At 61.8% G+C, this 18,051-nt stretch carries 19 protein-coding genes, 2 tRNA genes and 1 pseudogene; all 22 read left to right on the top strand.

What is annotated here, in order from left to right:
* The first annotated feature begins 54 nt into the window (after nucleotides 1-54).
* Complete coding sequence (gene tatB, locus BLU32_RS08665; protein WP_093806184.1) at nucleotides 55-501, top strand: Sec-independent protein translocase protein TatB; 447 nt, start codon at nucleotides 55-57, stop codon at nucleotides 499-501.
* Nucleotides 498-1,280: a twin-arginine translocase subunit TatC gene (gene tatC, locus BLU32_RS08660; protein WP_093806182.1), complete on the top strand. Its 783-nt coding sequence runs from the start codon at nucleotides 498-500 to the stop codon at nucleotides 1,278-1,280. Before tatB ends, tatC begins: the two co-directional genes overlap by 4 nt.
* A gap of 70 nt (nucleotides 1,281-1,350) precedes the next feature.
* Nucleotides 1,351-2,631 (top strand): serine--tRNA ligase, encoded by a 1,281-nt coding sequence (gene serS / locus BLU32_RS08655; protein WP_093806180.1) that lies wholly within the window; start codon nucleotides 1,351-1,353, stop codon nucleotides 2,629-2,631.
* Nucleotides 2,631-3,389 carry a 5'/3'-nucleotidase SurE gene (surE, locus tag BLU32_RS08650; protein WP_093806178.1) on the top strand — a complete coding sequence of 253 codons (759 nt, stop codon included), beginning with the start codon at nucleotides 2,631-2,633 and terminating at the stop codon, nucleotides 3,387-3,389. Before serS ends, surE begins: the two co-directional genes overlap by 1 nt.
* Before the next feature lie 339 nt (nucleotides 3,390-3,728).
* Nucleotides 3,729-4,445 carry a protein-L-isoaspartate(D-aspartate) O-methyltransferase gene (locus BLU32_RS08645; protein ID WP_371326960.1) on the top strand — a complete coding sequence of 239 codons (717 nt, stop codon included), beginning with the start codon at nucleotides 3,729-3,731 and terminating at the stop codon, nucleotides 4,443-4,445.
* Between the two features lie 122 nt (nucleotides 4,446-4,567).
* Nucleotides 4,568-5,194, top strand: a pseudogene (locus tag BLU32_RS22540) (LysM peptidoglycan-binding domain-containing protein); the annotation flags it as partial.
* Between the two features lie 258 nt (nucleotides 5,195-5,452).
* A complete protein-coding gene (locus BLU32_RS22305) occupies nucleotides 5,453-5,956 on the top strand; it encodes a murein hydrolase activator EnvC (protein ID WP_244501817.1) in 504 nt (167 codons plus the stop codon).
* A gap of 272 nt (nucleotides 5,957-6,228) precedes the next feature.
* Nucleotides 6,229-6,305, top strand: a tRNA-Asp gene (locus BLU32_RS08635).
* 46 nt (nucleotides 6,306-6,351) lie between these two features.
* A tRNA-Asp gene (locus tag BLU32_RS08630) sits at nucleotides 6,352-6,428 on the top strand.
* 759 nt (nucleotides 6,429-7,187) lie between these two features.
* On the top strand, nucleotides 7,188-7,553 hold the full coding sequence (locus BLU32_RS08625; RefSeq protein WP_029057170.1) for an NADH-quinone oxidoreductase subunit A: 366 nt from the start codon (nucleotides 7,188-7,190) through the stop codon (nucleotides 7,551-7,553).
* Complete coding sequence (locus BLU32_RS08620) at nucleotides 7,544-8,122, top strand: NADH-quinone oxidoreductase subunit B family protein (RefSeq protein WP_172838549.1); 579 nt, start codon at nucleotides 7,544-7,546, stop codon at nucleotides 8,120-8,122. The genes BLU32_RS08625 and BLU32_RS08620 overlap by 10 nt, the downstream gene beginning before the upstream one ends.
* 46 nt (nucleotides 8,123-8,168) lie before the next feature.
* Nucleotides 8,169-8,768: an NADH-quinone oxidoreductase subunit C gene (locus tag BLU32_RS08615; protein WP_093806172.1), complete on the top strand. Its 600-nt coding sequence runs from the start codon at nucleotides 8,169-8,171 to the stop codon at nucleotides 8,766-8,768.
* 11 nt (nucleotides 8,769-8,779) lie between these two features.
* Nucleotides 8,780-9,214, top strand: a complete 435-nt coding sequence (locus tag BLU32_RS08610) for a GFA family protein (RefSeq protein ID WP_093806170.1) — start codon at nucleotides 8,780-8,782, stop codon at nucleotides 9,212-9,214.
* On the top strand, nucleotides 9,207-10,391 hold the full coding sequence (locus tag BLU32_RS08605) for an NADH-quinone oxidoreductase subunit D (RefSeq protein ID WP_093806168.1): 1,185 nt from the start codon (nucleotides 9,207-9,209) through the stop codon (nucleotides 10,389-10,391). The genes BLU32_RS08610 and BLU32_RS08605 overlap by 8 nt, the downstream gene beginning before the upstream one ends.
* Nucleotides 10,391-11,551: an NADH-quinone oxidoreductase subunit NuoE gene (gene nuoE / locus BLU32_RS08600; RefSeq protein WP_093806166.1), complete on the top strand. Its 1,161-nt coding sequence runs from the start codon at nucleotides 10,391-10,393 to the stop codon at nucleotides 11,549-11,551. The genes BLU32_RS08605 and nuoE overlap by 1 nt, the downstream gene beginning before the upstream one ends.
* 15 nt (nucleotides 11,552-11,566) lie before the next feature.
* Nucleotides 11,567-12,871 (top strand): NADH-quinone oxidoreductase subunit NuoF, encoded by a 1,305-nt coding sequence (gene nuoF / locus BLU32_RS08595; RefSeq protein WP_093806164.1) that lies wholly within the window; start codon nucleotides 11,567-11,569, stop codon nucleotides 12,869-12,871.
* Nucleotides 12,872-12,954: 83 nt separating this feature from the next.
* A complete protein-coding gene (gene nuoG, locus BLU32_RS08590; RefSeq protein ID WP_093806162.1) occupies nucleotides 12,955-15,021 on the top strand; it encodes an NADH-quinone oxidoreductase subunit NuoG in 2,067 nt (688 codons plus the stop codon).
* A gap of 9 nt (nucleotides 15,022-15,030) precedes the next feature.
* Nucleotides 15,031-16,092 carry an NADH-quinone oxidoreductase subunit NuoH gene (gene nuoH, locus BLU32_RS08585; RefSeq protein ID WP_093806160.1) on the top strand — a complete coding sequence of 354 codons (1,062 nt, stop codon included), beginning with the start codon at nucleotides 15,031-15,033 and terminating at the stop codon, nucleotides 16,090-16,092.
* Between the two features lie 19 nt (nucleotides 16,093-16,111).
* Nucleotides 16,112-16,348: a hypothetical protein gene (locus tag BLU32_RS08580; RefSeq protein ID WP_093806158.1), complete on the top strand. Its 237-nt coding sequence runs from the start codon at nucleotides 16,112-16,114 to the stop codon at nucleotides 16,346-16,348.
* A gap of 104 nt (nucleotides 16,349-16,452) precedes the next feature.
* Nucleotides 16,453-16,941 carry an NADH-quinone oxidoreductase subunit NuoI gene (gene nuoI / locus BLU32_RS08575; protein ID WP_093806156.1) on the top strand — a complete coding sequence of 163 codons (489 nt, stop codon included), beginning with the start codon at nucleotides 16,453-16,455 and terminating at the stop codon, nucleotides 16,939-16,941.
* A 98-nt stretch (nucleotides 16,942-17,039) separates the two neighbouring features.
* Nucleotides 17,040-17,654 carry an NADH-quinone oxidoreductase subunit J gene (locus BLU32_RS08570; RefSeq protein WP_093810781.1) on the top strand — a complete coding sequence of 205 codons (615 nt, stop codon included), beginning with the start codon at nucleotides 17,040-17,042 and terminating at the stop codon, nucleotides 17,652-17,654.
* A gap of 88 nt (nucleotides 17,655-17,742) precedes the next feature.
* On the top strand, nucleotides 17,743-18,051 hold the full coding sequence (gene nuoK / locus BLU32_RS08565; protein WP_093806154.1) for an NADH-quinone oxidoreductase subunit NuoK: 309 nt from the start codon (nucleotides 17,743-17,745) through the stop codon (nucleotides 18,049-18,051).

The following is an 18,051-nucleotide window of genomic DNA, read 5'->3' as shown; positions in this document are numbered from 1 at the left end:
CGTGAAGACCGCGAAAGCGCGTCTTGATCTCAAACATGCGGAAAACGGACGCCAATGTTCGATATCGGCTGGACGGAACTTCTTGTTGTCGCCGTCGTCATGATTCTGGTCGTTGGACCCAAGGATTTGCCACGCATGCTGCGCACCTTCGGTCAGACGATGGGCAAGGTGAAGCGGATGGCGAACGAGTTTCAGTCGACGTTCAACGATGCCTTGCGCGAAGCCGAGCAACAGGCCGATATCGCCGACATGAAGAAACAGGTCGAGAAGGCCGGAAACTTCGATCCGCTCGGCGACCTCAAGAAATCCATTGATCCGGACAAGCCGTCCGGAAAGGCGAAGTCGTCTGGTAGCAAGGCCGGACCTTCGAAGAATGCCGACGAGGACGCGTCGGGCAGTGCCGACGTGGCGGAGGTGGAGCCAACGGCGGATGGCGGTTCGCCAGAAGTGTCCGCCGCAACCACAGAGACGCGGCCGACCGGGGATGACGGCAAGGCATGACAGACGACGACATTGAGTCCTCCAAGGCACCGTTGATCGAACATCTCATCGAATTGCGACAGCGGCTGCTGCGTACGGTGGTGGCGATCCTCATCGCATTTGTCGTGTGCTTCTATTTCGCTCAGGACATTTACAACATTCTGGTGATCCCGTTCGAGCAGGCAGCCGGGCGCCAGGTCGAAATGATCTATACCGCTCCGCAGGAGCTGTTTTTCACCCAGCTCAAGCTTGCCTTCTTCGGCGCCCTGTTCATCGCCTTTCCGGTGATCGCATCGCAGCTCTACATGTTTGTCGCGCCGGGGCTCTACAAGCAGGAACGCGGTGCGTTCCTGCCGTTTCTCGTCGCCACCCCGGTCCTGTTCATCGTTGGCGCCTGTCTGGTGTTTTTCCTGGTGATGCCGCTTGCCATGGGGTTCTTCCTGTCGATGGAACAGGACGGGTCGGGCGGTCAGGCCAAGATCCAGCTGATGGCGCGGGTGAGTGAATACCTCGGCTTGATCATGACACTGAGCTTCGCCTTCGGTCTGGTGTTCCAGCTCCCCGTTCTGCTGACGCTGCTCGGTCGCGTCGGGATCGTTTCCTCGGAAGGCCTGAAGGCCAAGCGCAAGTATGCGATTGTCATCGGCTTCGTGTTGGCGGCCGTGCTTACGCCGCCCGATCCTATCAGCCAGATCGGTCTTGCGCTGCCAACGATGCTTCTCTACGAAGTGTCCATCATCTGCGTCAGACTGGTGGAAAAGAAGCGCGCCGAACGGGAAGCTGCGGAAGCGGACGCCTGATCGTCGCCGCATCTGCTCCGGTCGAATTCCCGTTGCCGCTTGGCGCCGGCGCCGAATCCGGGGTTGATTGATGTTCGATATCAAATGGATCCGCGACAATGCCGCGATCTTCGACGCAGCCATGGCGCAAAGAGGATTGCCGCCGCAGGCTGCTGAGCTGATCGCGCTCGACGACGCGCGGCGCGCGCATGTCGCCTCGCTTCAGGATGCGCAGGAACGTCGCAACGCCGCTTCCAAGGAAATCGGCAAGGCAAAGGCGTCGGGAGATGATGCCGGCGCGCAGGCGCTGATTGAAGAAGTTGCGCAGATAAAGCAGATAATCCACGAGGGTGAAGAGGCGGAGCGAACGCTCACCGCGAAGGTTGTCGATGCGCTGAGCGTTTTGCCGAACATTCCGCTGGACGATGTTCCCGAAGGCGCGGACGAGCGCGCCAATGTCGAGGTTCGCCGGGTCGGCAGCCCGCGCGCGTTCGATTTCGCGCCCAGGGAGCATTTCGAGGTCGGTGCCGCTGAGGCCGGGATGAGCTTCGAACGCGCGGCGCGCATGTCGGGCGCGCGTTTCGTGCTGCTTCAGGGACAGATGGCGCGACTTGAGCGGGCGCTCGGCCAGTTCATGATCGATCTGCAGACCACCCGCAATGGCTACATGGAAGTCTCGCCGCCGTTGCTGGTGCGCGACGAGGCGCTCTACGGGACGTCGCAATTGCCGAAATTTTCCGAGGATCTGTTCAAGACCACCGAAGGCCGCTGGCTGATCCCGACCGCTGAAGTGCCGCTCACAAACATGGTCGCGGGGGAAACGCTTTCAGAGGTCGATTTGCCGATGCGCGTGACCGCGCTGACACCCTGTTTTCGCTCCGAGGCCGGCTCTGCCGGGCGCGATGTGCGCGGTATCCTGCGTCAGCATCAGTTCTGGAAGTGCGAACTCGTCTCGGTGACGACGCCGGAGACCTCCCTCGACGAACTGGAGCGGATGACGGGCTGCGCGGAGGAGATCCTTGAAAGGCTCGGCCTTGCCTATCGGGTGATGATGCTGTCGGCCGGCGATATGGGTTTCGGTGCGCGCAAGACCTATGACATCGAGGTCTGGCTGCCGGGTCAGAATGCCTATCGCGAGATCTCCAGCTGTTCGGTCTGCGGCGACTTCCAGGCCCGGCGGATGAACGCGCGCTATCGTCCCGAGGGCGAGAAGGGACTGCGGTTCGTTCATACCCTCAATGGGTCCGGCATTGCCGTCGGACGCGCCTTGATCGCGGTGGTCGAGACCTATCAGAATTCCGATGGAAGCATCACCATTCCCGAGGTGCTGCGCCCCTACATGGGCGGGATCGAGACAATCGAGGCACTGTGATGCGCATTCTGGTCACCAATGACGATGGCATTCAGGCCGACGGGCTTCCCGTTCTTGAAGATGTCGCCCGCACGCTGTCCGACGATGTCTGGGTTGTGGCGCCGGAAACGGACCAAAGCGGGGTCGCCCATTCGCTGACCTTGCACGACCCGCTGAGGGTTCGCGAACTCGGCGATCAGCGCTACTCCGTCCGTGGTACGCCGACGGATTGCGTGATCATGGGCGTGCGCGAGCTTCTTCCGGGGCGACCGGATCTTATCCTGTCCGGGGTCAATCGCGGACAGAATGCGGCCGACGACGTGACGTATTCCGGGACCATTGCCGGGGCCATGGAGGGGACGCTGATGGGTATCCGCTCCATGGCCTTGTCGCAGGCCTTCAGCTGGGGGAAGGGGGCGCAGGTGGACTACGAAGCGACCCGCGCCCATGCGGCGTCCCTTGTCCGCAAGCTGCTGTCGTTCTCGTTTCCCTCGGACATCCTGCTCAACCTCAATTTCCCCGCTTGCGCGCCCGAGGATGTGCGTGGCACCCGGGTGACCCGGCAGGGCAAGCGCAAGGTCAGTGAACTGGCTGTCGATGCGAGAACGGACGGACGCGGAGTGCCTTACTATTGGCTTGCCTTCCGCGGTGGCGAGGAGACACCGCCAGAGGATACCGATCTGGCGGCTTTGAGCGAGCACATGATTTCCGTGACGCCGCTCAAGCTTGACCTGACGGCCCACGATCTTCTGGGGGAACTGAAGGACAAACTGGCCTGATTCCAACCCTAGGGTGTAGTCTCAGAAATGAAGTTGATATGGTTTGAGGTGGTATGCGTCCCGACAAGAAGCGGAAGTGAAGGAAATACGAGTATTTTCAATCCTTTCGCGACGAAGAGGAGGCGCATTCCGGTCAAATCCAAAGGACAGGAAAATCGCCACCTCGCTTCGTCCGCGTGCTTGACCGGGCACCCAGCCCGCTCTGCACACGTTTCCTCGCGGTGTTTTGCCATTTTCCATGCCATATCGGCCTCATTTATGGGTCCACACCCTGAAGTCGCGCAGGGCAGGACAGGGCAGGCTGAGGCAACACAGTGAGCATGTTGCGGGAGGGGTCAATTGGCGGTCGGAGATGGTCCTGAAGCAGGTTCGAACCACCCCGGAACGGGTGCGCTGATCCCCGCCGATGTCACCGAAGCCGACCGCGAGGCAACCGCGGCCTTGATCCTCAAACTCCGAACCCAGGGGATCGGCACCCAGAGGGTGCTTTCGGCGCTCGAACGCGTTCCCCGGCGACTGTTTCTGTCCGCTCCACTGCAGCGTCATGCCTATGAGGACAGCGCGCTTCCGATCGAATGCGGCCAGACGATTTCGCAGCCCACAATTGTTGCCATGATGACAGAGGCGCTCAATGTAGCGCCGGAACACCGTGTGCTCGAGGTCGGGACCGGATCAGGCTATCAGGCCGCCATTCTCGGTCACCTGAGTCGCGAGGTTCACACGATTGAACGCTACAAGACGCTGTCCGACCTCGCGCGCGCGCGCCTGGCGACGCTCAAGATCGATACCGTGCATGTTCATCACGGCGATGGCGTTGAGGGGCTGGCGGAAAAGGCGCCGTTCGATCGGATCATCGTGACGGCGGCCACACCGGATATTCCCCAGGCATTGATCGACCAACTGGCGGATGGCGGAAAACTGGTGATGCCGCTTGGACCCGCCGGCTCCGTTCAGTCACTTGTCGTGATTGAAAAGAAGGGCGGCACCACGGTAGCCCGTGACCTTGCGCAGGTGCGTTTCGTTCCGCTTGTCGAGGGGGTTGCGACCCGCCTTTGAAGGAACTTGGCAACAATTGTTTTCGCTGATCTCCGCGAATTCGGCTGCCCTTAAGTCTTTATAAACGTTACCGGCATTTAATCAGGCTCAATGATCTCAGGTGTTTGAGTCCGAGTAGCGCCATGTCAAAGCAGTATTCAAGATCCCCTTCCCGATTGCTCTCGCAAACAGCGATGGTGGTCCTTCTGGCGGCCGTCGCCGGAGCCTGCAGCGGTGGGGTGGAACGTTTCGCCGATCCCATTTTTACCGGCAACACCGACAATCAGCGGGCAATGCTGAATGGTGGCGCTGCGTCTCAACCCAGTTTCGATGACATCATGGCCGGGCCGGCAAGTGGCACGGCACGGGTCGAGCGCAGCTCGTTGCCGCCTGCAACGCAGCCCGACCGCTCGATGGCGACCGGATCGATTCCCGATCAGTCGTCCGAGCAACGCCGTGCATCGCCTCGGTATGCGTCCGTTCCAACGCCGCGGGTATCGCCGTCGCGGTCGGTGAACACTGCGTCTGTGGTATCGCCCGTCCGCTCGTCGAGCGACGAGGCAAGCCGGATCCTTTCAAACGCCGAGCCGTCTGGCACTTCCGCCGCGTCCAAGACGGTGCGAGGCTGGACGACTGCAGGGGCAACCCAGGTGAGCGCCCGCAGCGGGGACAACGTTGCCTCGATGTCGCGTCGCTATGGCGTGCCGCAGTACGTCCTTGCGGAGATCAACGGTGTTTCGCCGAATGCATCCCTTTCCGCTGGCCAGCAGGTGGTGATCCCAACCTATGTGCATGGTGCGACCGCGTCGCGCTCCAGCGCGCCTGTGAAGCTTCCGCCAGCCGGACCCGCACCCAGCGTGACGGGGTCCATCCCGGCATCCGCAGGGGCAGGTCTGGTGATGGCGTCGGCTCCGATCCCGCCGCATAAACCTGGGTCATCGGCGGTCAGGCTGGCATCCCTGTCCAGCACCGTTCCAGGACCAGCGCAGATTGAGTCGGCCGCACAACCGCGGCGTAAGCCCGCGTCGTTGAGTTCGAGAACCGCGGAGGCAGCGCGCAATGCCACGCCGTCCTCCACGCCGCAGATTTCGCGAACTGAAGCGGCGCCTGCGAAGCCGATCTCGGTCAATCGCGAAGTTTCCGGCGACAACGTGCGCCGGTTCCGCTGGCCCGCACGCGGACGAATCATTTCCGACTTTGGCACCAAGCCGGGCGGAACGCGCAACGAAGGCATCAACCTTGCGCTGCCGGAAGGGGCCGACATCAAGGCCGTGGAAGACGGGACGGTGATCTATTCCGGCAACGAGTTGAAGGGCTATGGCAATCTTGTGCTTGTGCGCCACGATGATGGCTGGGTGTCCGCCTATGCTCATGGGAGCGACTTGCTCGTGAAGCGGGGCGACGCCGTTAGCCGCGGTCAGACGATTGCGAAGGCCGGCTCCACCGGTTCGGTGAGTCAGCCGCAGCTTCACTTCGAACTGCGTCGCGGGAACAAACCGGTCGATCCGATGCAGTATCTGGCGCGGCTCTGAACGGCCTGAAAACAAACGGCTTGAAAACCTGAGCCCCGATTGTCAGACGCACGAGTGCCGCTGCGCTCGTGCGTTTTGCTTTTCCAGGCGCGAAGGAGAGGGCAGGCGGGAGGGCCGTACCTCCGCCGATCCGCGTTATCCACAGATGCGCAGAAGCATTGGGGCCCGGCATGGAACAATCATCACAAAGCCATGTGCGAGCCGCTTGACTTGGCGGGCGGCTCGACGTACATCAGCGCCACTCCCGGCGGCCATGTGTCGCCTGAGCGCAAGCGGGTGTAGCTCAGTTGGTTAGAGTGCCGGCCTGTCACGCCGGAGGTCGCGGGTTCGAGTCCCGTCACTCGCGCCACTTGCCTCAGTTTCGGGAGCCCTTTGCCGCTTGGCAAAGCGGGCGAGCGGGTGTAGCTCAGTTGGTTAGAGTGCCGGCCTGTCACGCCGGAGGTCGCGGGTTCGAGTCCCGTCACTCGCGCCACTCGCCCCTTTCTACGACCGGGAGACATGGGCAACAGAGCGTTCCCGGGACATGGGTGACAATCCCGTGCCGAGCGGATTGTCGATGCTCTGCAAGGTCTTTTGTCCTCCATCATCGAACACGCGTTCCACCGTATCAGTCCCCCCGGCAAAAAGCCGAAAGCTTTGCCCCTGTGTCCGGTGCAACACGTCACCCATCTCTCGGGTCGGTCATCTCAAAATCATCAAATCTTGAGACGAATTTCAGCAAAATTGATGCTGGAGTTGCGAAACTTGCACCGAGTTGACGCAACTTGGCGCCTATGCCGGCGGTCCGGTCCAGCGCCCGGCGACGCTTCGACAACAGCCCCGCAAGAGCCGCGCAGCGATGCCGCGGCAGGGCCGCTATCGCGCATCGTTGACAGATGCGCGTCGCGCGCCAGATGTCAGACCAGGTGGCGACGGCGGATACGACGGTGGTATCTCCTGTTCCCGCTTTGCCGGACGCTCACCGCGAATTGGATGAGGTCGTGCCGGTATCGGCGACCGACGGCGGCGGCGTGTCGGCCCCAAGGTCGTTTCGCGGTTGCGAAAATGACGGCCCGATTACACCGTCGTCGGGCTTGCGTTGCGGGGGTGCGTGGGCTAAGCGTGCCGGGTAAGCGCTGGTGATCGTGTCATCGTCACCCGTATCACCGTCACGCTGGAAAGGCCCTGCCGCGCCGCACCGTCATGGGAGACGCGAAGCCGCCACGGGCCTGGCGCAAGGACATGTTTGGACATGGAAGATCTGCTGAGAGACTATGTGCCGATCCTGGTTTTTATCGGGGTCTCGCTGGTCATCGGTCTTGCCCTTTTGGTGTCGCCCTTTCTGCTGGCCTACAAGAATCCCGATTCGGAAAAACTGTCGGCCTATGAATGCGGTTTCAATGCCTTTGACGATGCCCGGATGAAATTCGACATCCGCTTCTATCTGGTCGCGTTGCTGTTCATCATCTTCGATCTCGAGGTCGCGTTCCTGTTTCCGTGGGCCGTCTCTTTCGGAGATCTCGGCTGGTACGGATTCTGGTCGATGATGACGTTTCTTGGCGTGTTGACGATCGGGTTCATCTACGAATGGAAGAAGGGAGCGCTGGAATGGGACTGACCTCGCAAGAGCCGCTCATTGCCCAGACCCCGAAGGGCATTCTCGACCCGCGGACGGGTCAGCCGGTCGGTGCGGACGATCCGTTCTTTCTGGAGATGAACGACGAACTGGCCGACAAGGGCTTCGTCGTCACCGCCACCGACAATCTGATCCAGTGGGCGCGTACCGGCTCCTTGATGTGGATGACCTTCGGGCTCGCCTGCTGCGCCGTGGAAATGATGCAGATGTCGATGCCGCGCTACGACGCCGAGCGCTTCGGCTTTGCGCCGCGCGCATCTCCGCGCCAGTCCGACGTGATGATCGTGGCGGGTACGCTGACCAACAAGATGGCGCCCGCACTTCGCAAGGTCTACGACCAGATGCCGGAGCCGCGTTACGTGATCTCGATGGGCTCCTGCGCGAATGGTGGCGGCTACTATCACTACTCCTATTCGGTGGTTCGCGGCTGCGACCGGGTCGTTCCGGTCGACATATATGTACCCGGATGCCCGCCGACGGCGGAAGCGCTTCTCTACGGGGTGATGATGCTCCAGAAAAAGATCAGGCGCACCGGAACGATCGAACGCTGACCGCCGGGTCGGCCCAATACCTCATTGCGGTAGACGGATCAGGGACATGGACGAAACGCTCGCTGAACTTGGCGAACACATTCAGGCGGCGCTCGGAGATACGGTCGACAGCGTGACTGTTGCCTTCGGCGAGTTGACACTTGAGGTGCGCGCCTCGGAAATCGTCCAGGCGTTGCGTTTCCTGCGCGATGACACGAGCTGTCTCTTCGTCAATCTGACGGATATCTGTGGCGTCGATTTTCCGAGCCGGGACAAGCGGTTCGATGTGGTTTACCACTTTCTCTCGCCGAAACAGAACCTGCGCATACGCGTGAAGCTCAAGGCCGACGATGAAACTCCGGTTCCCTCCATCGTCGACGTTTTTCCCGGCGCGGAGTGGTTTGAGCGCGAGATCTACGACATGTATGGCGTGTTGTTCTCGGGCCATCCGGATCTGCGCCGCATCCTGACGGACTACGGGTTCGACGGCTATCCCCTGCGCAAGGATTTCCCGCTGACCGGCTATGTCGAGGTTCGCTACGACGACGAAAAAAAGCGGGTGGTCTATGAGGCGGTGCGACTCAATCAGGAATTCCGCGATTTCGATTTCATGTCGCCATGGGAAGGCACGGACTATGTGCTGCCGGGTGACGAGAAAGCGAGTTGAGGGGCGAGTGTATGGCTGACGAGAGGCTTCAGGGCGGCTGTCTGTGTGGTGCCGTTCGGTTTTCCGCGGTGCCAAACGCCGGCGAGATGGGCGCGTGCCACTGTTCGATCTGTCGGCGATGGAGCGGAGGTGTCTTCATGGCGGTCGGATGCCGCGGCGTCGAGATCGAAGACCCCGCAGCGGTTGGTGTGTACTCTTCGTCCGGATACGGGGAGAGGGTGTTCTGCAAGAAATGTGGGTCCTCACTGATTTGGCGGATGCGTGACGGATCGCACAGCAGCGTGTCCGCACAGGCGTTCGACGATCCGAGGGTCTTCGCGTTCACTTCCGAGATCTTCATCGACGAAAAGCCGGACAGCTATTCGTTCGCCGATTCGACTCAGAAAATGACAGGTGCCGAGGTGTTCGCTCTCTTCGCGCCCAATCAGGATCCTCAACATGGCTGAGGCTCAGGTCCGGAATTTTAACATTAACTTCGGCCCGCAACATCCGGCGGCGCATGGCGTTTTGCGTCTGGTGCTCGAACTGGACGGCGAGGTGGTCACGCGTGTCGATCCGCATATCGGCCTGCTGCATCGCGGCACCGAAAAGCTGATCGAGCACAAGACCTATCTGCAGGCCGTCCCGTATTTCGATCGCCTCGACTATGTAGCGCCGATGAATCAAGAGCATGCTTTCGCGCTCGCCGTGGAGCGGTTGCTCGAGGTCGATGTGCCGAAGCGTGGTCAGTTGATCCGCGTGCTTTTTTCGGAAATCGGCCGGATCCTGTCTCACCTTTTGAACGTGACGACGCAGGCGCTCGACGTCGGCGCGCTGACGCCGCCGCTGTGGGGGTTCGAGCCGCGCGAAGAGCTGATGGTGTTTTACGAACGCGCCTGCGGCGCGCGCATGCACGCGGCCTTCGTGCGTCCGGGCGGGGTCCATCAGGACCTGCCAGGGGCCCTTCTCGACGATATCTGGGATTTCTGCGATCCCTTTCTGAAGACCCTCGACGACATCGAAGGGCTGTTGACGGACAACCGCATCTTCAAGCAGCGCAACGTCGACATCGCCGTCGTGTCGCTGGAAGACGCCTGGGCGCGCGGGTTTTCCGGCGTGATGGTACGCGGCTCGGGCGCCGCCTGGGACTTGCGCAAATCGCAGCCCTACGAGTGCTATTCGGAGCTTGATTTCGACATTCCCGTCGGCAAGAACGGCGATTGCTACGACCGCTACCTGATCCGCATGGAAGAGATGCGCCAATCCGTGCGCCTGATGAAGCAGTGCCTGGAAAAACTGACCGTAGAACAAGGCCCGATCTCCGCCATCGATGGCAAGATTGTTCCGCCCACACGCGGTGAGATGAAGAGGTCGATGGAAGCACTGATCCATCACTTCAAGCTCTACACCGAAGGTTATCGCGTGCCCGAAGGTGAGGTGTATGCCGCCGTCGAGGCGCCCAAGGGCGAGTTCGGCGTCTATCTGGTCGCCGACGGAAGCAACAAGCCCTATCGCTGCAAGATAAAGGCGCCGGGTTTTGCGCATCTGCAGGCGATGGATTTCCTGTGCCGGGGGCATATGCTGGCCGATGTGTCGGCCATCCTCGGATCCCTTGATATCGTGTTCGGAGAGGTGGACCGGTAATGTCCGTTCGTCGCCTTCACCCTGAGCAGCCCGAGAGTTTCGCCTTTACGAAGGCCAATCTCGATTGGGCCCAGAAGGTCATTTCGCGCTATCCGGAGGGACGTCAGGCGTCCGCCGTGATCCCGCTCTTGTGGCGCGCGCAGGAACAGCATGACGGCTGGCTGCCGGAGCCCGCAATTCGCTGCGTGGCGGACATGCTGTCGATGCCGCATATTCGCGTTCTGGAAGTCGCGACCTTCTATACGATGTTTCAGCTCGCACCGGTCGGCAAGAAGGCACACATTCAAGTCTGCGGAACGACGCCCTGCCAGCTGCGTGGCGCGGAGGACCTCGTAAAGGTCTGCAAGAGCCGGATTGCGGCGCATGCGCACGAGCTGTCCGAGGATGGTGACTTTTCCTGGGAAGAGGTCGAGTGCCTGGGGGCCTGCGTGAACGCGCCGATGGTGCAGATCTTCAAGGACACCTACGAGGATCTGACTCCGGAAAGCCTGGAAGCCCTGATCGGGGACATCGCGGCGGGACGCGACGTGACGCCGGGTCCCCAGTCGGACCGCCGCTTCGCCATGCCGGCGGATGGTGCGACGACGCTGACAGATATCAAGGATACCACCGTCGGCGGTGATCCGGTCGCGCATTTGGTTGCCGGTGCGGAAGCTGCCTCGCATGCCTTCGCGGGCGATGCGATCAATTCTGGCGGAAGTGATTTCAACGGTATGCCGGGCGCCACCCAGAGCACCAAGAAAGCCGCGCCGAAGCCGGCGCCAAAGGCAAAGGCTGTGAAGGCGGAGACAGCGGAAACCGCTGCGGCCGGTGCGCCGGGCTCGGTGCAGTCGAGTCTTGATCTTGCCGGGGAGGGCGTGCCGGAGAGCGAGCCTGAGCTCCTGAAGGGCGCGCGCGGCGGCAAGGCCGATGATCTCAAGAAGATCAAGGGCGTGGGTCCGAAGATCGAGGGGACCCTCAACGATCTCGGCGTCTATCACTTCGACCAGATTGCCGGTTGGGACGAGGCCAACAAGGCCTGGGTCGACACGCGGCTCAAGTTCAAGGGCCGGATCGATCGCGAAGACTGGATCGGACAGGCAAAACAGTTGGCGGATGGCGGGGAAACCGAATTCTCCTCGCGTGTCGAAAAGGGCGATGTGCCCTCCAGCCAGAGCTAAGGACAGGAGAGCGGGATGCTGTCTGATCAGGACCGGATCTTCACCAACATCTACGGCCTGCACGACTGGGGCCTCGATGGCGCGCGTCAGCGCGGCCATTGGGACGGCACCAAGGCGCTCCTGGAAAAGGGCCGGGACTGGATCATCGAGGAGGTCAAGACCTCCGGCCTGCGCGGGCGCGGCGGGGCCGGCTTCCCCACGGGGCTGAAATGGTCGTTCATGCCGAAGGAATCCGACGGGCGTCCGGCCTATCTGGTGGTCAATGCGGACGAGTCGGAGCCTGGCACCTGCAAGGACCGGGAGATCATGCGCCACGACCCGCACACGCTGGTCGAGGGCTGCCTGGTTGCCGGCTACGCGATGGGGGCCATTGCCGCCTACATCTACGTACGCGGCGAATTCATCCGTGAGCGCGAGCGCCTGCAGGCGGCGATCGACCAGGCCTATGAGGCGGGGCTGATCGGCAAGAACAACAAGAACGGCTACGATTTCGACATCTACGTTCACCACGGTGCCGGCGCCTATATTTGCGGCGAGGAAACCGCACTTCTGGAAAGCCTCGAGGGCAAAAAGGGTCAGCCGCGCCTGAAGCCGCCGTTCCCGGCCAATGTCGGTCTCTATGGCTGCCCTTCGACGGTGAACAATGTGGAATCCATCGCGGTCGCGCCGACCATTCTGCGTCGCGGCGGTACATGGTTTGCCAGTCTGGGCAAGCCGGGAAACACCGGCACGAAGCTCTTCTGCATTTCGGGCCATGTGAACAAGCCCTGCACGGTCGAAGAGGAAATGGGTATTCCCTTCCGCGAGTTGATCGACCGTCATTGCGGCGGCATCCGCGGCGGATGGGACAACCTTCTGGCAGTGATTCCCGGCGGGTCCTCCGTTCCTTGCGTGACGGCGGAAAACATCGTCGACTGCGGCATGGATTTCGACAGCCTGAAGGGGCTTGGCTCGGGGCTCGGTACAGCCGCCGTCATCGTGATGGACCGCTCCACCGACATCATCAAGGCGATCGCCCGGCTGTCGTATTTCTACAAGCACGAAAGCTGCGGCCAGTGCACGCCATGCCGCGAAGGCACGGGCTGGATGTGGCGCGTCATGGAACGCATGGTGGAAGGTAACGCCTCGAAGGAAGAGATCGACATGCTCTTCCAGGTCACCAAGCAGGTCGAGGGCCACACGATCTGTGCGCTTGGCGATGCGGCGGCCTGGCCGATCCAGGGTCTGATCAAGAACTTCCGCCCGGTGATCGAGGCCCGGATCGACGAGTTCACGGCGAAGCGGCGGTCTCCGTCGCCCGCAATGGCAGCGGCGGAGTAAGACATGCGCGACGCCGCAACCGAAATGACACGACGTCCAGGCGCTGCTCTTGCGCCGCACGTCAGCCGCGAGGGCTGCACCCGATGAACAAGGTTATCTTTGTCGACGGCAAGGAAGTCGAGGTTCCGCAGGACTACACGCTGCTGCAGGCCTGCGAGGCCGCCGGTGCCGAGGTGCCGCGCTTCTGCTTTCACGACCGGCTGTCGATTGCCGGCAACTGCCGCATGTGCCTTGTCGAGGTGAAGGGCGGCCCGCCCAAGCCCGCGGCGTCCTGCGCGATGAATGTGCGTGACCTGCGTCCGGGTCCGAACGGCGAACCGCCGGAGGTCTTCACCAAGACCCCGATGGTGAAGAAGGCGCGCGAAGGCGTGATGGAGTTTCTGCTGATCAACCATCCGCTGGATTGCCCGATCTGCGATCAGGGCGGCGAGTGCGATCTGCAGGACCAGGCCATGGCCTATGGCATGGACGGGTCGCGCTATACGGAGAACAAGCGCGCGGTCGAGGACAAGTACATCGGTCCGCTCGTCAAGACGATCATGACGCGCTGCATCCACTGCACGCGCTGCGTCCGATTCACGACCGAGGTTTGCGGCGTGTCGGACCTGGGGCTGATCGGGCGTGGCGAGGACGCGGAAATCACCTCGTATCTCGAGAGCGCGCTGTCGTCGGAAATGCAGGGCAACGTGGTCGACCTTTGTCCGGTCGGGGCGCTGACGCACAAGCCCTATGCCTTTCAGGCGCGTCCCTGGGAACTGAAGAAGACGGAAACCATCGACGTGATGGACGCCGTCGGATCGGCCATTCGGGTGGATACGCGCGGTCGCGAGGTCATGCGTGTGCTGCCCCGTCTCAACGAGGCAGTCAACGAGGAGTGGATCTCCGACAAGACGCGCTACATCTGGGACGGACTGCGCACGCAGCGTCTCGACCGGCCCTACGCCCGCGTCGACGGCAAGCTGAAGCCGGTGTCCTGGGGCGAGGCTTTCGCGGTAATCGCTGAGAAGGTGAAGGCCGCCAAGCCGGAGCGTATCGGTGCGCTCGCCGGGCAGTTCGCCAGCGTCGAGGAGATGTTTGCGCTCAAGGGCCTGATGGGCTCGCTCGGTGCAACAAATATTGACTGTCGTTATCCCGGTTCGCCGCTCGATCCCGCGCACGGGCGCGACAGTTACATCTTCAACTCCACGATCTCCGGGATCGAGGACGCGGATGCGATCCTGTTGATCGGAACCAATCCGCGTCTCGAGGCGCCGGTACTGAATGCGCGGATCCGCAAGCGCTATGCGCAAGGCGGTGTGCGTATCGGCGTGATCGGCGAGGCTCCGGATCTCACCTATCCCTACGACTATCTCGGAGCCGGTCCCGACACCCTTTCGGAGATGCTCAAAAAGGGCTTTGCGAAGGCCGAGCGTCCCATGATCGTCGTTGGGCAGGGCGCGCTCAATCGTCCGGATGGGGCCGCGGTTCTTTCGCTTGCCGCACAGGTCGCGAAGTCGGTCGGCGTGATCCGGGACGACTGGAACGGGTTCAACATCCTGCACACGGAAGCGGCCCAGGTCGGGGCGCTCGATGTCGGGTTCGTACCGGGCGAGGACGGCCTGTCGACCGGCGCAATGCTCGAGCCGGGCGCGCTGGACGTTGCCTTCCTGCTTGGCGTCGACGAGGTCGACGTGCCCGACGGAGCGTTTGTCGTCTATCAGGGAACGCACGGCGATCGCGGAGCGCATCGCGCCGACGTGATCCTGCCGGGAGCCACCTACACCGAAAAATCGGGCACCTATGTGAATACCGAGGGACGCGTTCAACTCGGCGTGCGCGCCGGCTTCCCGCCGGGCGAGGCTCGCGAGGACTGGGCGATCCTGCGCGCATTGTCCGCGCAGCTTGGCGCGCAACTGCCCTATGACTCGCTTGGCGAGCTGCGGGCGGCGCTTTACGAGAGCTATCCGCATATGGCGGAAATTGACGGCATCGCGGGTGGCGATGGGGCGGGCGTCGACGCATTGGCAAAGCTCGGCGGAAAACCGGAAACGGCCGCGTTCCACAGCGCGGTGAGCGACTTTTACATGACCAATCCGATCGCGCGTGCGTCGGCGACGATGGCCGAATGTTCGGCTCTCGCCAGGGCGCGTGCGGCAGAGGCCGCGGAGTAAACGGGGGCTATGATGGCGGACTTCTGGGCGGATTACCTTTTCCCGTTGATTATCATGCTGGCGCAGAGCGTGTTGCTGCTCGTCGTCTTGCTGGTCATCGTTGCGTATATCCTGTACGCGGATCGCAAGGTCTGGGCGGCGGTGCAGATCCGCCGGGGTCCGAACGTGGTCGGCCCCTGGGGGCTGTTGCAGTCCTTTGCCGATCTTCTCAAGTTCGTGCTTAAGGAGCCGGTCATTCCGGCTGGCGCCAACAAGGGTCTGTTCCTGCTTGCGCCACTGGTCACGGTTACGCTTGCGCTTGCCGCCTGGGCGGTTGTGCCGGTCGCTGAAGGGTGGGTGATCGCCGATATCAATGTCGGCATTCTTTTCATCTTCGCGATTTCATCGCTGAGCGTTTACGGCATCATCATCGGCGGTTGGGCATCGAACTCCAAATATCCGTTCCTGTCGGCGCTTCGTTCCGCAGCGCAGATGGTCTCATACGAAGTCTCCATCGGCTTCGTGATCGTCACAGTGCTGATGTGCGCGGGATCGCTCAATCTGTCGCAGATCGTTCTGTCGCAGGAAACGGGACTTGCGACCGCGCTCGGTGTGCCGTGGCTGTCGTTCCTGAACTGGTACTGGCTGCCGCTGTTTCCGATGTTCGTGGTGTTCTTCATCTCCGCGCTTGCGGAGACGAATCGTCCCCCGTTCGATCTCGCCGAAGCGGAATCGGAGCTCGTTGCCGGGTTCATGGTCGAATACGGCTCGACGCCCTACATGATGTTCATGCTGGGCGAGTACGTCGCCATCGCCTTGATGTGTTCGCTGACGAGCATCCTGTTCCTGGGTGGTTGGCTGCCGCCGCTGGATATCCCGCCATTCACTTGGGTTCCCGGGGTGATCTGGTTCCTGCTGAAGTCGCTGCTGGTGTTCTTCATGTTTGCCATGGTCAAGGCGATGGTCCCGCGTTACCGCTATGACCAGCTTATGCGTCTTGGCTGGAAGGTGTTTCTTCCGCTCTCGCTGGTGATGGTTTTCGTGGTTGCAGCGGTTTTGATGGCGATGGGCTGGGCGCCCACAGCAGCATGACGGGCAAAGAGGATTTTGAATGTCGTTCTCTCTCGCGGGTCTGATCGGTGCGGCGATCGGGCTCTACATCGGCTGGATCGACTACAAGATCGTCATCGGCGTTCTCAAGGGAGCCGCGGAACGCCAGAACCAGAGGATCGGGGAGCCCGGGTTTCTCGATCGCTACATGGACCAGATCCGCTACCTGGTCCTTGGGTGTGGCCTGATCGCATTCCCGCTGATCGGCTACCTTGCAGGCCGGGCGCTGGCCGGTTAGTGCAAGGGGATCCCGCCCGACACTGGCGGGACGTGATATGAACACGGGCAGCGGGGTGTTCCCGCAAACCGCCCGACAGGAAACGAGAAACGAGGCTCGACGCCATGGCACTGCAACAGGCTGCCAAGTCGCTCTTGCTCAAGGAGTTCGTGTCCGCCTTCTTCCTGGCGATGCGCTACTTCTTCAAGCCGAAGCCGACGATCAACTATCCCTTCGAGAAGGGACCGGTCAGTCCGCGTTTTCGCGGTGAGCATGCGTTGCGTCGCTATCCCAATGGCGAGGAGCGGTGTATCGCATGCAAGCTGTGCGAAGCGATCTGCCCGGCGCAGGCCATCACCATCGAGGCCGGCCCGCGCCGCAACGACGGAACGCGTCGCACGACCCGTTACGACATCGACATGGTGAAGTGTATTTATTGTGGCTTCTGCCAGGAAGCGTGCCCGGTCGATGCCATCGTCGAGGGTCCGAATTTCGAGTTCGCCACGGAAACCCGCGAAGAGCTCTACTACGACAAGGATAAACTTCTCGCGAACGGCGATCGCTGGGAGCGGGAAATCGCAAACAACATCGCCATGGATGCGCCTTATCGGTAAGGCGCGGGGAGTGGACGCCGGGCAGCGGCTGGTCTAAGACGAGGCCGTCTTGTTCGGGAACAAGCCCACTCAACATGGTGACGGGGGCACACCGCGACATGGTTCTGCAAGCCATCTTCTTCTATCTCTTCGCCACGGTCGCCGTGGCGTCCGCCTTCATGGTCATTGCATCGCGCAATCCCGTGCATTCGGTGCTGTTCCTGATTCTGGCATTCTTCAACGCCGCCGGGCTCTTCATCCTTCTGGGGGCAGAGTTCCTGGCGATGCTGCTGGTCGTGGTCTACGTCGGCGCGGTGATGGTGCTGTTTCTCTTCGTGGTGATGATGCTCGATGTCGATTTCGTCGAGATGCGCCAGGGGTTCCTGCAGTACATGCCGGTTGGCGGGCTGATCGGCATGATCCTTCTCGTCGAGCTGCTGCTCGTGCTCGGGGTCTGGGTGATATCGCCGGAGGTGATCGCAAACACCTCGGCGCCGGCTCCGACGCCGCAGGACGGCGCCAATATCTCCGCGCTCGGGCAACTGATCTATACCCGCTACATTCTCTACTTCCAGACGGCCGGGCTGGTGCTTCTGGTTGCGATGATCGGGGCCATCGTCCTGACACTTCGTCACAAGGAGGGGGTGAAGCGGCAGGATATCTCGACGCAGGTGGGACGAACCCGCGACGCGGCCATCGAGGTGCGAAAGGTCGAAACCGGCAAGGGGATCTGAAGATCCCCGTCTCATACATTCCGGCCGCGCCGCATCCGCTGCGCGTGCCTGCTTGCAAGTCTTAATCGGGGAGCATCGCGAGGCGCCCATGGAAATCGGTCTGTCACACTATCTGGCGGTCGCAGCAATCTTGTTCACGATCGGGATCTTCGGGATCTTCCTGAACCGGAAGAACGTCATCGTCATCCTGATGTCGGTGGAGCTCCTGCTTCTGTCGGTGAACCTCAACCTGGTGGCCTTCTCGTCCTTCCTTGGTGACCTTGTCGGCCAGGTCTTCGCCCTTCTGGTGCTGACCGTCGCCGCTGCGGAGGCGGCTATCGGCCTTGCGATCCTCGTTGTCTTTTATCGCAACCGCGGGTCCATCGCGGTTGAAGACATCAACATGATGAAGGGGTAG

Source organism: Stappia sp. ES.058 (genome assembly GCF_900105595.1).
Taxonomy (GTDB): Bacteria; Pseudomonadota; Alphaproteobacteria; order Rhizobiales; family Stappiaceae; genus Stappia.
Note: the sequence above shows the minus strand (reverse complement) of the source record. Positions and strands in the feature narration are given on the sequence as shown.

Excerpts from the sequence above, each read along its gene's own strand:
- nuoH (WP_093806160.1), top strand. The coding sequence starts at position 15,031 with ATGATGGCGGACTTCTGGGCGGATTACCTTTTCCCGTTGATTATCATG.
- nuoK (WP_093806154.1), top strand. The coding sequence starts at position 17,743 with ATGGAAATCGGTCTGTCACACTATCTGGCGGTCGCAGCAATCTTGTTC.
- BLU32_RS08570 (WP_093810781.1), top strand. The coding sequence starts at position 17,040 with ATGGTTCTGCAAGCCATCTTCTTCTATCTCTTCGCCACGGTCGCCGTG.
- BLU32_RS08620 (WP_172838549.1), top strand. The coding sequence starts at position 7,544 with ATGGGACTGACCTCGCAAGAGCCGCTCATTGCCCAGACCCCGAAGGGC.
- tatC (WP_093806182.1), top strand. The coding sequence starts at position 498 with ATGACAGACGACGACATTGAGTCCTCCAAGGCACCGTTGATCGAACAT.
- nuoI (WP_093806156.1), top strand. The coding sequence starts at position 16,453 with ATGGCACTGCAACAGGCTGCCAAGTCGCTCTTGCTCAAGGAGTTCGTG.
- BLU32_RS08580 (WP_093806158.1), top strand. The coding sequence starts at position 16,112 with ATGTCGTTCTCTCTCGCGGGTCTGATCGGTGCGGCGATCGGGCTCTAC.
- tatB (WP_093806184.1), top strand. The coding sequence starts at position 55 with ATGTTCGATATCGGCTGGACGGAACTTCTTGTTGTCGCCGTCGTCATG.
- BLU32_RS08610 (WP_093806170.1), top strand. The coding sequence starts at position 8,780 with ATGGCTGACGAGAGGCTTCAGGGCGGCTGTCTGTGTGGTGCCGTTCGG.
- BLU32_RS08615 (WP_093806172.1), top strand. The coding sequence starts at position 8,169 with ATGGACGAAACGCTCGCTGAACTTGGCGAACACATTCAGGCGGCGCTC.
- nuoG (WP_093806162.1), top strand. The coding sequence starts at position 12,955 with ATGAACAAGGTTATCTTTGTCGACGGCAAGGAAGTCGAGGTTCCGCAG.
- nuoE (WP_093806166.1), top strand. The coding sequence starts at position 10,391 with ATGTCCGTTCGTCGCCTTCACCCTGAGCAGCCCGAGAGTTTCGCCTTT.
- serS (WP_093806180.1), top strand. The coding sequence starts at position 1,351 with ATGTTCGATATCAAATGGATCCGCGACAATGCCGCGATCTTCGACGCA.
- nuoF (WP_093806164.1), top strand. The coding sequence starts at position 11,567 with ATGCTGTCTGATCAGGACCGGATCTTCACCAACATCTACGGCCTGCAC.
- surE (WP_093806178.1), top strand. The coding sequence starts at position 2,631 with ATGCGCATTCTGGTCACCAATGACGATGGCATTCAGGCCGACGGGCTT.
- BLU32_RS08625 (WP_029057170.1), top strand. The coding sequence starts at position 7,188 with ATGGAAGATCTGCTGAGAGACTATGTGCCGATCCTGGTTTTTATCGGG.
- BLU32_RS08605 (WP_093806168.1), top strand. The coding sequence starts at position 9,207 with ATGGCTGAGGCTCAGGTCCGGAATTTTAACATTAACTTCGGCCCGCAA.